We start from the raw sequence: 12759 nt of genomic DNA on the forward strand, positions 1-12759 counted from the left end.
CCTCACCCTTCGGGCGCCTTCGCGGTCCAATTTCACAAAGTTAAATTGTGCGGCGGATATTCTCTTGCCTCCGCGGGGCTTCCTGCGGGTGCGACGATCTACCCATTTTTGAACAACCTGAGAATTTCAATAGGTTGTTAGTGATTTTAAGTATAGCGGAAAAAGGCCTTGATGGCAGCCGCCTGCCTTAGTCAAACACCAAATAGCCATTAATTTCCCCTCCCCACTTGTTCCCGGACTCGGGGCCGTTGCGGCGATGGGGCCTGCTGGTACACTCGTGAGAGATCAGACATCCGGTTGAGATGTCGACAGGAGTACCATGGAAACCAGGGAACATTCCGCAACCGCTGGACCGGACGTCGCTCCTCCTGTCCTGACCAGGATCCCGGCACGCATGGACCGCCTCCCCTGGAGCAGGTTCCATTGGCTGGTGGTCGTGGCGCTCGGCATCACCTGGATCTTCGACGGTCTGGAGGTGACCCTCAAGGGTGCCATCAGCGGTGTACTCCAGGAACCGGGCACCCTTCATTTTACCAGTGCCGAGATCGGCTCGATCACCTCCTTCTATCTTGCCGGGGCGGTTTCGGGGTCGCTCATCTTTGGCTACCTCACCGACCGCCTGGGGCGGAGCCTGTTTTTCTTCGTCACCCTGGCCGTGTATCTCTGCGGGGCGTTTCTGACCGCATTCTCCTGGAATCTGTGGAGCTTCATCCTCTTCAGGTTCATCACCGGCATGGGAATCGGCGGGGAGTATGCCGCCATCAATTCGGCCATTGACGAGCTGGTCCCGGCCCGCTTGCGGGGCAGGATCGATCTGATCGTCAATGGCAGCTACTGGATCGGAGCCGCGATCGGAGCCGCATCCACCGTGATCCTGCTCGACCCCGCCATATTCCCGGTGGACGTGGGCTGGCGGGTGGGATTCGGCGTCGGCGCGGTGCTGAGCCTTTTCATCCTGTTTTTGCGCCGCCATGTGCCGGAGAGCCCCCGTTGGCTCGTGATCCACGGGCGCAGCGACGAGGCGGAGCGGATCGTCTCCGGGATCGAGGGCCAGATCGAGAAGGAAACGGGAGCAACGCTTGAGGAACCGGAGGAAACCCTCGCCATTCACCCGCGCAAAAGCTTCGGCTTCGGCGTCATCATCCGAGGCATGTTTACTCTCTATCCGAAACGGTCGCTCCTGGGATTGTCCCTGATGGTGTCCCAGGCCTTTCTCTACAATGCCATCTTCTTTACCTACGCCCTCATCCTGACCCGTTTCTACCATGTGCCAGCAGGGAAGACCGGCCTCTACCTCCTGCCGTTCGCCCTGGGCAACTTCTGCGGTCCGCTGGTCCTCGGGAGGTTTTTCGACACCATCGGCCGGCGGCAGATGATTGCCGGGACCTATACGGTTTCAGCGCTCCTGCTGGCGCTCACCGGCTATCTTTTCACCGTGGACCTGCTGACTCCCTTTTCCCAGACCGCCTTGTGGACGGTGATCTTCTTCTTCGCCTCGGCAGCGGCCAGTTCGGCCTATCTGACCGTGAGCGAGATTTTTCCCATGGAGACGCGGGCCCTGGCGATTGCCTTCTTCTATTCTCTCGGCACGGGAGCGGGCGGGGTTGTCGCTCCTTGGCTCTTCGGCACCCTGATCGGCACCGGGTCGCGTATGGCGGTGTTCTATGGATATCTGGCGGCGGTGGTTCTGATGCTGGCGGCAGCGGTGATTGAGATCCGGATCGGGGTCAAGGCCGAGCGGATCTCACTGGAGAAGGTTGCGGAACCGTTGTCGGCGAAGAAATGACGGATTCAGTAAGAAGGGGAGAGCTACCGCAAAAAAGAAGATAGCAAAGAGGACCACCATTGATAGGCTGAGGCTAACATCCCTGGCAGAGCGCCATTACCTCGACGCTCTGAACATGACCAGCATTAGGCTTCACTTCAGTTGACTATCTTTGCTCCCCCTTCGATTATAGAGCGCTGCTGCCTTCTGATTTTTTTCGACTTCCGATTGACAGGCAACACAATAGCGCACTCCGGGCATTGCCTTGCGGCGTGCTTCTGGTATAGCGACATCGCATTCCTCGCAGTGGGTCAGGCTATCGCCAGCTGGCAGCCGTTTCCTTGCCAACTCGATTTCCGCCTCCACCGTAGCGTCTATTTGTTCCTGCACAGCACCATCGCGCGACCACCCAACAGCCATAACTATCTCCGATATACGATGAAATCCCGAACTCTCCTTATGATATAGATCGCCCTTGAAAAAGTCCAATCGATCAGCGAGTTTGAAGTTCTGGTTCCAGAGTAAGGTCAACTATGGTTTGCCTGCTCGGAGAAGCACCCTGATGTTGAACCGGCACCCGGCCAGGGTAGCGTAATGTCGGCCTTTTTGGTTCTTTGGCGTCGTTGCGACTCAGGCCGCCTCATCTCTCCCCACGGCTCTCCTTCGAACCGCTTTCGATGAGCTTTTTGGTGAGCAGCACCAGGCCTATTTGTTGCGACCATTCCGACACGAGGTTGCTGACCACCGTTCCCCACTTACTTTCCGGGTCGACCCTCAGGTACAGGACGATCCAGCCTACCCCGGTCACTACTAGAAAGATGGTGAGCGAGTGCTCGTGCAGGATCTCCATGAATTTGTTGCGGTATTCCCGGCGGGGCTGGCGGCTCTCCTGCGATCCTTTCTCGAAAAACCATTTCGTGGCCAGGATGGTGATGACCACGCCGGTCCAGTCCGCGATGGCATTGCCGTAGAACGAGCCAATGTGAGAATGGGGATCGGAGCAGATGTACAGCACGATCCACAGGCAGAGAATTGCGGCGGCGGCAAGGCTCAGGGAATGCCGCTTCCAGAACGGCGCGTCGTGGCCGTGTGTCATGACTCTGCGTCCCATGCCCCTGCTCCCCCCATATCCAGCGACTATAAGGACTGCTTCTGTCTCCCTATGCGGTTCAGCGGCGAGGAGAAGACTGAGTATTTCGTAGTGATTCCAGGCGAGGCACTACGAACCAAAGAAAGTAGTACACGCATAACAGTATGACCGAGAGCAGCAGGCCGGTTACTGCATCATGCACAATGATTTTCGAAACCAGGTAGAAATCGAAGCAGATCCCGAGCATGAGCGGAAACATCGACCATAACAGCAACCGGGACGCGATTCCGATGAAATCCTGCGAGACCTTCTGCGGCCCGACCTGGCGGTGGTAGGCAGCCGGTGCCATTACCAGTGCGACAGCAACTCCCACCAATCCGATGGCACTCAGATGCAGGAGTTGCTCGCCCCTCTGCAGTTTTTGTTCGAACCCCGGATTGAAGACGACAATGAGCTGAAAACCGAACAGCGCCTGGATACCCGGCAGTACCATGCGGCATTCTTTCAGCAGGTGCGTAACGGCTTCTGGCATCGGCAATTGTTCTTTCTGCTGCTCTCCCATATGCACGCCTTCCGGTTCAAGCGTCAGTATTGTATCAACTGCTTCCCCGGTGGGACGTGCCGCCTTGATGAGGCTCGGGAACTTTTGCCCCCTTTTTCCGCGCCTTGGAAAGGCCGATGGCAACGGCCTGCTTTCTGTCAGTCACCTTTTTCCCGGATGTGCCGCTCTTGAGCTCTCCCTTTTTATATTCCTCCATTGTCTGTTCAACCGTTTCCTGCGCTTTCTTTCCGTATTTCGCCATGGCGAGCCTCCTCCGAATATGTCTTCTCTCCGCGTACATGCCTCACCTGTCTAAAGCGTATAACGGCAGGGAGGCATGTCAACGTACGTCAGCAGGCTGTTCGGGGGCAGAAAATAACGATGGCTGTTTCCCGTTCGAGAAACAGCCATGTCATTGTACCGCGTATGCCCTGTCTTTACGTTTGAAACCGTCTTGGGAAATACCGGCGGAGGTTTCCAGTGGAGTGGTTTTCCGATTCAGCCTCCGTCAGAAAACTGTCTATCCGTAGATCTCCCGCTTGGCAATGGCATACATTTTCTTGAAGCTCTCCAGGCCGAACCGGCAGGCGGCAAAGGCATCGTCGCTGCTGGGGGAGGCGACTCCCACCAGGGATATGATCTCGCCCACCTTCACTGTGCCGCTCCGGCGCAGCAGAAGCACTTCGTGAAGCCGCCAGCCCTCTTTCATGGAGAACTCTATTGCCTTCAGGTTTTCCTCCACATCACCGACGGCCTGGTACTCGATGCCGGTGGTGATTCCGTTTTCGGATGCCTGCTGCTTGACGACGGCGTAATGGAGCAGCACGGAACCGTTGCGGCCATCCTCAGAAATCCGGAGCAATTCGTGGGCAGCGGCGGGGTCGATGGGATCGGGAGTGAATGAAACCATGGCGTATCCTTATTGTTAATTTCGGCGACTATCACATTCCTGCGCCAGCTCTGGCAAGAAAAAATATGGAGGCAGTCGCATCCATACCGGGAGGTCCGGCAGGCATCCGTAATGCGTGGGGACACGACGGCAAACACTTGACCGACAGGGGCGTCGCTCTGCCGATCAGGTGAGAACGGGCATGCCGATCAGGTCGAGCAGGCCGATAAAGTTGCCGAGCGCAGTGGGCCGGTCCCCGTGGTTTCCGGTGACGGAGTCAGTCCCGTCCGCACCGAAATCCGGAAGCATCGCCTTGCGCATCCAGGGGGGAGGAGCGCTCCGCAGCACTTCCTGCAGTCTGTGAATGACCTCTTCCACACTGACCCAGCCATTGGTTTTCTGGGGATGGACATTGTGGGCAATCAGTTTGGCTGCCGCAGGGCCGCTGATCTGCGTGGCAAAGACCATGGTGCATTCCTTGAGCGCCTCGGCCCTCGCCGCGATGCGATCATCTTCGCTGCCTGCCTCTGTTCCGACATGAACACTTGTGACGTAATAGGACTCGTGGGTGCCGATATCCCAGACCGAGAAGCTGCCGGAGGTACGAAAATTTCCGTCTATGGTTGCGCCTGTCGAGGTCGTGAATGCTACTTTCATGGAAATCCTTACTGCGCATGCTGCGAAGCTTCATGTTGTGGTCGCACCGGTCTCATTCAATTACCGGCTGCCATCAGCTCGTTGTATAGTCCGCTACACGATGCATGCCAAACAAGGGCTGCGGGGGACGGCGCACGCCGACTGCATATGTTGCATTTCTGACTGCCGGCCTGATGCCTCGTGCTGATTTTGGAGGCATCACCCGAAGACTCCTGCACCTTTTCGCAGCAGCCCCGCTGCTCTCCTTTGCCACGCCGTTCATCAGGCTCCGCACCCCTTCAGTCGGTTATGTCGCCGCTCATCTCGCCGATGTAACCTTTTTTCTGAAAATTCGTCATACTATAAGGAGAGCCCGGATGAAAGGAGGCTCGTCATGAAAAAACTCATTCGAATTTCGCTACTCTTCGTTGCACTGCTTATGGCGTTCGCCATGCCCGGCCACGCCAGTGGAAACTGGCACGGCGGAGGCGGGCACGGTCACGCAGCCTGGCACGGCGGCGGCCATGGTGGCCACGGCGGTGTCCACTTCCACGGGGGTGTGGGTGTGGGATTCTATTATCCCTTTTACTCGTACTATCCTTACAATTACTACCCCTATCCCTACTCTGTGGTGGTGATCCCGGAGACCCAGACCTATGCTCCGCAGTCGGCAACCCCCGGCTACCTGTACTACTGCCGGGAATCGGGAGCATACTATCCCACTGTGACGCAATGTCCGGGCGAGTGGATGAGGGTCGTTCCTTCGCCTCCGCAGTAGCCGTGGGATATCATCCGGAACGTGACCGGACTTTATCGAAGGGAGGCCCGCCATGAAAAGGGTTTTTCGTATTATGGTACTTGCCGGGGCATTGCTCATGGCGCTCAGTGCGCCGAGCCACGCCCATGGTGGTTGGGGGTGGGGCTTGTGGCCCCTGGGCATAGGGTTGGGGATTGGTCTGGGGGTGGCGTCGCAACCGCACTATTACTACCCGTACTATTCCTATCCGGCACCCGTGGGGCCGATGCCGGGACAGCAGGTATACGTTCCGCAGCAACCGGCATCAGCGTACTGGTATTACTGCAGGGAAGCGGGGGGGTATTACCCCTATGTCAGACAATGTCCCACCGGATGGATGAAGGTGGTTCCTTCTCCTCCCCCTCCGCCACAATAGCTGGCCTGCACAGGTTTCAGGAAAAGGGGTAGGGGAGACCTGAGGACCTGTCAAAGGCTGGGCGTCACAGAAGAAGGGAGTTGCGACAATGCTCGCAGCTCCCTTCTTCTATGGATCGGCCGAATCCGTCCAGAGCCGGTTCTGCCGGTTTTCCGCCAACAAAAAAGGGGAGGCCGAAGCCTCCCCCATTACATACCAGTGCATCAAACTCAGTGATCGATGGCCTTGGCCATGCCGAGGCCGGTGTTCTGGCGGACATAGACCTCGTCGAACATCTCTTCGGAACGACGGTTCGGGAAGGCCAGGCAGCCGAGAATGGCGGCCAGGAAGCCCAGCGGGATCGAGATGATGCCCGGGTTCTTCAGCTTCAGCAGCGGAGCGTCAAGACCCATGATGGACTTGCCGTCCTTGTTCTTCTCGTAATCGGCCTTGGCCTTTTCAAGGGCCTTGGCATCCTTCTCGTCAAGCTGGGCGCCCGGAGGCAGGGCAGCCTGCTTCTTCTCCATGGCGGTAATCACCTTCTGGGCGCCGGCAGCGACCACCTTGGGATAGGTCATGTTGGGGGAAACCATGACCAGGCCGATGGAGGCGACAGTGCCGACCACCAGGCCGGAGATGACGCCGGCAGTGTTGAACTTGCGCCAGAAGAGCGACAGCACTACCACCGGCAGGTTGCCGGAGGAGGCCACGGCAAAGGCCAGGGCCACCAAGTGGGCGACGTTCTGCTTTTCGGCGGCGATGCCGATGACGATGCCGACGGCGCCGACCACGAAGGAGGTGATGCGGGCAGCCGTGACCTGCTCGTGCTGGTCGGCATGGCCGTTTTTGATCACGTTGACGTAGATGTCGTGGGCAATGGCGGCCGAAGCAGCCAGCACCAGGCCGGAGACGACCGCCAGGATGGTGGCGAAGGCGACCGAGCAGAGGAAGGCTAGGAAGATATCGCCGAGAATCGGAGAAATATCGGCACCCAGCTGCTGGGCCAGCATCAGGGTGGCCATGTTGCCGCCCGGATCGACGGCGATGATGCCCTGCGGGGTCAGGTTGATGGCAGCGCCGAAGCCGAGCAGGGTAGTCAGGACGTAGAAGGCGCCGATGATGAACATGGCGATGATAACGGACTTACGTGCGGCCTGAGCGGTCGGCACGGTGAAGAAGCGCATCAGGATGTGCGGCATGCCGGCGGTACCGAGTACCAGGGCCATACCGAGCGAGATCTGGTCGAGCGGCGACTTCATGAACAGGGCCGGCTCAAGGAAGCGCTGTCCTGCTTCGGCGCCCGCCAGGGTGATGCCGTCCTTCAGCACCATTTTGGAAACGTGATCCTGGATGTCCGGGTTGTTGACGATCATGTCGAAGAAGCCGAGCGGGTTGAAGCCGGCTTTCATCATGACCAGGAACGAGAGCAGGAAGGCGCCGCTCATGAGCAGGCCGGCCTTGATGATCTGAACCCAGGTGGTGGCGGTCATGCCGCCGAAAACGACGTAGCCGACCATCAGGACGCCCACGCCGATAACGGACTGCTTGTAGGTCACACCGACCAGCAGGGCCATCAGCTTGCCTGCGCCGACCATCTGTGCGGTCAGGTAGAAGGTGGAGACCGCCACGGTGGAGAGGGCAGCCACGGCGCGGACCGGCTTGGGATCGGTGCGGAAGGAGAGGATATCCCCCAGGGTGTACTTGCCGGCGTTGCGGCAGGGCTCGGCCACGATCAGGAGCACGGTGATGTAGGCCACCAGCCAGCCGACGGAGTACATGAACCCGTCATAGCCGTACAGGGAGATCATGCCGGAAATCCCGAGGAAAGAGGCAGCTGACATGTAGTCGCCGGCAATGGCCCAGCCGTTCTGGGTGCCGGTGATGCCGCCGCCGGCGGCGTAGAAGTCGGCGGCCGACTTGGTCTGCCGGGCGGCCCAGACAACGACCCCCATGGTAATGCCGATGATCACGGCAAAGAGGGACAGGGTGATGGCCTTGTTGGCCTTGAGCTCTTTTTTCTTAACGGGAGCGGCCGGTGCCGGTGCGGCAGCAGGGGCTGCCGTCTGGGGAGCGGCTGCTGTTACAGCCGGTGCGGCGGCAACAGGTGCTGCGCCGGGAGCGGCGGAATCTTTTTTCGGCTCTTCAGCAAAGGCGGCTGTGGCGACTGAGAGAGTCATGGTTGCAGCGATGATGAATTTCTTGAACGTCAAGGTCGTATCCTCCTTTGCTAGGCGTGAAGTTCGTCGACCAGTTCCCTGGTAAGGCGGTCGAAATCCTTGTTGGCAACGTGGGCGTAGTACAGCGCCAGTCCCCAGGAAACGAAGAACTGGGACAGGGCGAAAACGTAGCCGAAGTTGATGACGCCGATGACCTTGATCTTGAACAGACCCGGGGCAAAGGCGGCTCCGATGGGGAGCAGGAAATAGTAGACGCTGGAGAAGATCCACCAGCCGAAGAGGAAGGCGGATTTCTTGTGGTGAAGCTCGATGAACTTCGGATTTTTTGCGATTGCGGACCAATCATACTGCTTTTCTGCCATGGTGTTCTCCCTTCATTGATGTGTGAAACAGATGCTAAAGGCCGGACCTCCTTTCATGATATGTGTTCTTATCCCGTAGCACAGGGTGTGTATCCGAATTTTTGGGAAATAAGTGCCGCCGCTTCGGTCAGGGAGGGGACAATCTCGTTCTCCATGCGCTCCTGGACCATTCGAAACGACGGTGCCAGCAGGGTGATGGCGCCGATTACCTTGCCGGCATAATCCTTGATGGCCACCGCCACACTGTTGATCCCGTCGCCCAGTCCGTTGCAGTCCGTTGCCACTCCGCCATTGGCGCGGATCACCAGCAGTTCGGAAGCCAGCTTTTCCGGATCGGGCACTTTCTTCGCTTTGCCCTGCTTTTTGCTGGACAGCCACTCGATCAGCTCCCTCGATTCCAGCGCCTTGATCACCTTGCCGGATGCATTGGTGAAAAAGGGGAACTTCCTGCCCACCAGCGGCACCGCCTTGATTTGCTGCTCGCAATCGACCATGTCGAGGAACAGCACGTCGTCCCCCTTGATGACCGTCATGTAGACCGCTTCGTCGTGCCGCCGGGCAAGATTTTCCATGACGGGATGCGCAAGATTGATGACGCTGGAATGCTTCAGCATCTTCTGCGCGAGGGAGACGGAGCTGTAGCCGAGTTCATAACAGCCGGTAACCTCATCGCGTTCGATCAGCCCCTTTTCGCAGAGAGTCATCAGGATCCGGAAGGCCTTGTTCCTGGTCATGCCCGCCTTGGCAGCCAGATGCGGCAGGTCGGCAGGCCCTTGGTGAGCCGATAGGAGCTCCAGTAATTCGAATGCTTTGGTGACGATTTGAACCGTATATATGGAATTTCCCACCTTCATGACAACACTCCGAGCAACCCTTTGTGGCACATATGTTTTGATAACATAACTTTTTTATAAAAATATTTTGTATTCAAATTGAAATAGACATAACAGTTTTATATTTTTGATGCAAGATGAATTTTGTTGGGAAATGGAATGAAATTTAAAATATGGAAAAGTCAATCATAATCATGATATATAGGTGGCAACATACTCATATGAACTGAAAGGTAATTTGAAATTTCTTTTTATTATGCTCGCAAGGGGGATGCATGGAATCTACACCAGCGTTGGTGTCCGACATCGTAGACAGTCTGCGGCGCATGTTTCAGGTCATCAATGAACAGTCGAAAAAAGCCGAGCATGAAACAGGGTTAACCGGTCCGCAGCTCTGGGCGATCAAGGTGATTGCGGAATCCGCCCCCATCAAAGTTTCGGACCTGGCCCGCAAGATGTATCTGCATCCCGCCACAGTGGTTGGCATCATCGACAGGCTCGAAACACGGGAACTTGTTGAGAGAAGGCGATCGAAAGAAGACCGGCGGGTGGTTGAGATTGCGCTTACGGACAACGGCAGGGAAAAGGTGAGCAAATCCCCCGAAGTGGCTCAGGGACTGCTGGTGAAAGGGTTGGAGGCGCTGAGTGAACAGAAACTGAAAAATATCTCCGATGGGCTGGAACAGTTGGTAGAAATACTGGGAGCCCAGGAAATCCCTCCGCAACTGATGTTGTCATGCGAAGTGAATCTTCCCCAGAAAAACATCAAGACAGAGTAGGCTCGCAGTTCTTGTCCTGCCCGGCATGCGCCGGGCGGTCGGAAGTGCGCGCAACAGCGGGTACGGCACCAGCCGTGTAGTGGCCGGCAGATGCCGTACCCGCCGCGTAACGCTCAGGTCATTTCTTCCTGGCCGGTTTTGCCTTGCTGGCTGGGGCCTTTTTCCCTTTGCCAGGGGACTTGTGCGCCTTCTTTTTCAGGGGCTGGGAATCGCTCTGAAGGCTGCTAAGCAGCAGTTGCGGTTCCGGGAGGGTAGGGTCCGCCTTTTTGGATGCTTCGAGCATGGCTTTCGCATCGGATAATCTGCCGGTTTTCATAAGAACCCGCCCAAGGGCCAGAAGCATCCTGGCATGGTCGGGCTGCAGCGCGAGCGCCGCCTTGTATTCGGATATGGCCGGATCGTACTCTCTTTTGAATTCGTAGACCAGTCCCAGGCGGTAATGGCGCTGAGGATCGCCCGGAGCCTGGTCCAGCCAGTCTTTTACGAACCCGGTGAGGTCATCGTAGCGTTTCTGCTTGACGTACAGCGTGATCAGGCCGTTGCGGGCCACTTCGTCCTCGCTCTGCAGCCGGAGGACTTCTTTGTAATGATGTTCTGCTTTGGCGGTCTGGCGGTCGCGCGAGAATATCCGGGCCAGTTCCCGATGCCCTTCCAACATGTCCGGATCGAGTCGTACCGCCGTTTCATATTCGCTGACGGCCTGTTTCGGCTCCTTCAGGCGATCATACACCTTCCCCAGGTTCAGGTGATACAGGGGGGTGTCGCCTCTGAGGCGGATCAGTTCCCGGTACTGCTCGGCCGCTTCTGCAAAACTGCCCCGCCAGGTGTATATCTCCGCCAGCTTGCGATGGGCGTTCACCTGGTCGGGGTCATGGGTGATGCATGAACGGTAGGCGGCGATGGCCTCATCGAGCCGTCCGCTCCGCTCGTGGAGCATGCCCAGATCGTTGAATACGGCGCCATCGGCCGAACCTGCCTTGATCAGGGGGGTAAGTGTGACAAGTGCTTCGTCGTCACGGCCAGCCGACATCTGGGCCCTGCCCAGTTTGTGCTGGATCGCGGGCCAGGCCGGGCGCCCCTTGAGGGCCGTCTGGTAGGCAGCTATGGCCTGTCCGTACTCCCGGGCCTTCAGGTATTCATCGCCTTTGCGGACAAAGTCATCGGGGTTGATGGTGACATCCACCCCTGCTGCAAGATATTCCTCGCGCGCCGCGTCACGCTCCCCCTTTTCCATCAGCACCTCTGCCAGCAGCAGGTGCCCTTCCTTGTCCGATGTTTTGCTTAGGTGTGACCGCAACTCATCGATGGCCCGGTCGAGGCGGCCGGTTTTCCGGTAGACATCCGCCAGCCCCAGCCGGAACTTCGCTTCCTCGGGTTTCAGTGCCTTCAGGCGGATGAACTCTTCCTCGGCCTTGTCGAACTGCTTCAGCTCAAGGCAGGCCTCCGCCCGGCCGGTATGCAGATCGACATCGTCGGGAAAGGCCTTCAAAGCCTGGTCGTAATGGAAAAGAGCAAGGGCGGGAAGATCGCCGTCGTTGGTGATGTCGGCGAGGGCGCGGTGGTAGCGCGGATCGGGGGGCCCCATGATGCCTCTGGTCAATTCCGCTGCGGCCTCCTGATCGAGCCCCTTTTCGTGCAGCAGCAGGCCGAGATTGCCGTGGGCCTCGGCTATGGTGTCGTCCTTTGCCAGAACCTCGCGGTATCGGGCAATGGCGGCATCCGGTTTTTCCGTCAGGGCGCGGATGAACAGCCCGGCAGCACCGTCGGGGCACGCCTTGAGAATGGACGCTGCCATTTTCTCGCGCTTGAGAGGATCAGCGACTTTCGCAAGCATATCGAGACTCGTACGGGCCTCCTTGCAGGGATCGGTTTTTCCCCAGCCAAAGCCGCAGCAGAGCGGGATCAGGGCCAGCAGCATGCCGTTTCTGAGCGATATTGAGGAGCGGTTGTTCATAGCTCTCTCTCCAGGAAAAGGAAGAACCTGTTGAGCACTTCCCTGGCTTTGCCGGCCACGGCCTTGCCGTCACGCCAGTTGAAACCCTCGGACGGAGGGGACCAGACCTGGGTGACGCTACTGAGGGGAACGTTCCTGCGAAAGCCCAACTGGAAGTATTTGTCCGTTACGCCGCAACAGACGGCGCGCCTCCATTCGCTCTCGCTTTTGGGGTTCCACCTGTTTTTATACTCTTCGAACGACATCTCCCCGCCGAAATTCATCTCGCTGACGTCGATGCCGGTGGCATTGCCGTGCCGGTCCCGGAGCACCTTTTCCACGTATGCCACATGCCAGTAATTGCCGAGATCGAACAGGGCCACATCTCCCTCCGATACCCCTGAAACCGCCTCGTTTTTGAGCTCCGTTATTTCTGCATGATCCTTTGGGATTGGAAACAGCGGTACTCTGGATTTGACGTAATCAACGCAGTATCCCCCCTTTTTTACCCAGTCGTCACAGGTGCAGCCGGCATGGCAATAGGTGCCTGCCAATAAGAGGGTTGCTGCAATTATTGAAATTCTTTTCATATCAGCCTCTGAA

At 57.8% G+C, this 12759-nt stretch carries 15 protein-coding genes; 4 read left to right on the forward strand and 11 right to left on the reverse strand.

The features are described 5' to 3' along the window. The first annotated feature begins 319 nt into the window (after window positions 1–319). Complete coding sequence (locus tag GSVR_RS04085) at window positions 320–1786, forward strand: MFS transporter (RefSeq protein ID WP_203978785.1); 1467 nt, start codon at window positions 320–322, stop codon at window positions 1784–1786. Window positions 1787–1918: 132 nt separating this feature from the next. Here GSVR_RS04085 and GSVR_RS04090 read toward each other — a convergent pair whose 3' ends face one another. From GSVR_RS04090 to GSVR_RS04115, 6 genes are all read right to left on the reverse strand, one after another. Continuing rightward, entirely contained in the window at window positions 1919–2185 is a 267-nt protein-coding gene (locus tag GSVR_RS04090) for a DksA/TraR family C4-type zinc finger protein (RefSeq protein WP_173196254.1), read from the reverse strand. A 220-nt stretch (window positions 2186–2405) separates the two neighbouring features. Continuing rightward, on the reverse strand, window positions 2406–2876 hold the full coding sequence (locus GSVR_RS04095; RefSeq protein WP_173196252.1) for a hypothetical protein: 471 nt from the start codon (window positions 2874–2876) through the stop codon (window positions 2406–2408). Window positions 2877–2934: 58 nt separating this feature from the next. Beyond that, entirely contained in the window at window positions 2935–3417 is a 483-nt protein-coding gene (locus tag GSVR_RS04100) for a DUF6328 family protein (RefSeq protein ID WP_173196250.1), read from the reverse strand. Window positions 3418–3451: 34 nt separating this feature from the next. Beyond that, window positions 3452–3658, reverse strand: coding sequence for a DUF6496 domain-containing protein (locus GSVR_RS04105; RefSeq protein WP_173196248.1), 207 nt, complete (start codon window positions 3656–3658; stop codon window positions 3452–3454). A gap of 258 nt (window positions 3659–3916) precedes the next feature. Next, entirely contained in the window at window positions 3917–4306 is a 390-nt protein-coding gene (locus GSVR_RS04110; protein ID WP_173196246.1) for a molybdenum cofactor biosynthesis protein MoaE, read from the reverse strand. Between the two features lie 165 nt (window positions 4307–4471). Further along, window positions 4472–4942 (reverse strand): NifB/NifX family molybdenum-iron cluster-binding protein, encoded by a 471-nt coding sequence (locus GSVR_RS04115; RefSeq protein WP_173196244.1) that lies wholly within the window; start codon window positions 4940–4942, stop codon window positions 4472–4474. A 373-nt stretch (window positions 4943–5315) separates the two neighbouring features. On the opposite strand from GSVR_RS04115, the gene GSVR_RS04120 reads away from it, so the two are divergent. Further along, window positions 5316–5699 carry a hypothetical protein gene (locus tag GSVR_RS04120; RefSeq protein ID WP_173196242.1) on the forward strand — a complete coding sequence of 128 codons (384 nt, stop codon included), beginning with the start codon at window positions 5316–5318 and terminating at the stop codon, window positions 5697–5699. A gap of 52 nt (window positions 5700–5751) precedes the next feature. After that, the gene (locus tag GSVR_RS04125) at window positions 5752–6093 is read left to right on the forward strand and encodes a hypothetical protein (RefSeq protein ID WP_203978893.1); all 342 of its coding nucleotides are present in this window, start codon (window positions 5752–5754) and stop codon (window positions 6091–6093) included. Window positions 6094–6302: 209 nt separating this feature from the next. On the opposite strand, the gene GSVR_RS04130 is transcribed toward GSVR_RS04125, so the two are convergent. The 3 genes from GSVR_RS04130 to GSVR_RS04140 all read right to left on the reverse strand — a co-directional run bounded on the left by GSVR_RS04130 (window position 6303) and on the right by GSVR_RS04140 (window position 9465). Then, a complete protein-coding gene (locus tag GSVR_RS04130; RefSeq protein WP_173196687.1) occupies window positions 6303–8249 on the reverse strand; it encodes a cation acetate symporter in 1947 nt (648 codons plus the stop codon). A gap of 50 nt (window positions 8250–8299) precedes the next feature. Continuing rightward, window positions 8300–8611 (reverse strand): DUF485 domain-containing protein, encoded by a 312-nt coding sequence (locus tag GSVR_RS04135; protein WP_173196240.1) that lies wholly within the window; start codon window positions 8609–8611, stop codon window positions 8300–8302. A 68-nt stretch (window positions 8612–8679) separates the two neighbouring features. After that, window positions 8680–9465 carry an IclR family transcriptional regulator gene (locus GSVR_RS04140; RefSeq protein ID WP_173196238.1) on the reverse strand — a complete coding sequence of 262 codons (786 nt, stop codon included), beginning with the start codon at window positions 9463–9465 and terminating at the stop codon, window positions 8680–8682. A gap of 254 nt (window positions 9466–9719) precedes the next feature. On the opposite strand from GSVR_RS04140, the gene GSVR_RS04145 reads away from it, so the two are divergent. Beyond that, a complete protein-coding gene (locus GSVR_RS04145) occupies window positions 9720–10223 on the forward strand; it encodes a MarR family winged helix-turn-helix transcriptional regulator (RefSeq protein ID WP_173196236.1) in 504 nt (167 codons plus the stop codon). A gap of 118 nt (window positions 10224–10341) precedes the next feature. On the opposite strand, the gene GSVR_RS04150 is transcribed toward GSVR_RS04145, so the two are convergent. Further along, the gene (locus GSVR_RS04150; RefSeq protein ID WP_173196234.1) at window positions 10342–12177 is read right to left on the reverse strand and encodes a tetratricopeptide repeat protein; all 1836 of its coding nucleotides are present in this window, start codon (window positions 12175–12177) and stop codon (window positions 10342–10344) included. Further along, window positions 12174–12746 (reverse strand): hypothetical protein, encoded by a 573-nt coding sequence (locus GSVR_RS04155; RefSeq protein WP_239077453.1) that lies wholly within the window; start codon window positions 12744–12746, stop codon window positions 12174–12176. Before GSVR_RS04155 ends, GSVR_RS04150 begins: the two co-directional genes overlap by 4 nt. Between the last annotated feature and the right edge of the window lie 13 nt (window positions 12747–12759).

The organism is Geobacter sp. SVR, assembly GCF_016865365.1.
GTDB lineage: Bacteria > Desulfobacterota > Desulfuromonadia > Geobacterales > Pseudopelobacteraceae > Pelotalea.

What these genes read in the sequence shown, in the direction of transcription:
- GSVR_RS04085 (WP_203978785.1), top strand. Translation starts at nt 320, where the DNA reads ATGGAAACCAGGGAACATTCCGCAACCGCTGGACCGGACGTCGCTCCT.
- GSVR_RS04090 (WP_173196254.1), bottom strand. Translation starts at nt 2,185, where the DNA reads ATGGCTGTTGGGTGGTCGCGCGATGGTGCTGTGCAGGAACAAATAGAC.
- GSVR_RS04095 (WP_173196252.1), bottom strand. Translation starts at nt 2,876, where the DNA reads ATGGGACGCAGAGTCATGACACACGGCCACGACGCGCCGTTCTGGAAG.
- GSVR_RS04100 (WP_173196250.1), bottom strand. Translation starts at nt 3,417, where the DNA reads ATGGGAGAGCAGCAGAAAGAACAATTGCCGATGCCAGAAGCCGTTACG.
- GSVR_RS04105 (WP_173196248.1), bottom strand. Translation starts at nt 3,658, where the DNA reads ATGGCGAAATACGGAAAGAAAGCGCAGGAAACGGTTGAACAGACAATG.
- GSVR_RS04110 (WP_173196246.1), bottom strand. Translation starts at nt 4,306, where the DNA reads ATGGTTTCATTCACTCCCGATCCCATCGACCCCGCCGCTGCCCACGAA.
- GSVR_RS04115 (WP_173196244.1), bottom strand. Translation starts at nt 4,942, where the DNA reads ATGAAAGTAGCATTCACGACCTCGACAGGCGCAACCATAGACGGAAAT.
- GSVR_RS04120 (WP_173196242.1), top strand. Translation starts at nt 5,316, where the DNA reads ATGAAAAAACTCATTCGAATTTCGCTACTCTTCGTTGCACTGCTTATG.
- GSVR_RS04125 (WP_203978893.1), top strand. Translation starts at nt 5,752, where the DNA reads ATGAAAAGGGTTTTTCGTATTATGGTACTTGCCGGGGCATTGCTCATG.
- GSVR_RS04130 (WP_173196687.1), bottom strand. Translation starts at nt 8,249, where the DNA reads ATGACTCTCTCAGTCGCCACAGCCGCCTTTGCTGAAGAGCCGAAAAAA.
- GSVR_RS04135 (WP_173196240.1), bottom strand. Translation starts at nt 8,611, where the DNA reads ATGGCAGAAAAGCAGTATGATTGGTCCGCAATCGCAAAAAATCCGAAG.
- GSVR_RS04140 (WP_173196238.1), bottom strand. Translation starts at nt 9,465, where the DNA reads ATGAAGGTGGGAAATTCCATATATACGGTTCAAATCGTCACCAAAGCA.
- GSVR_RS04145 (WP_173196236.1), top strand. Translation starts at nt 9,720, where the DNA reads ATGGAATCTACACCAGCGTTGGTGTCCGACATCGTAGACAGTCTGCGG.
- GSVR_RS04150 (WP_173196234.1), bottom strand. Translation starts at nt 12,177, where the DNA reads ATGAACAACCGCTCCTCAATATCGCTCAGAAACGGCATGCTGCTGGCC.
- GSVR_RS04155 (WP_239077453.1), bottom strand. Translation starts at nt 12,746, where the DNA reads ATGAAAAGAATTTCAATAATTGCAGCAACCCTCTTATTGGCAGGCACC.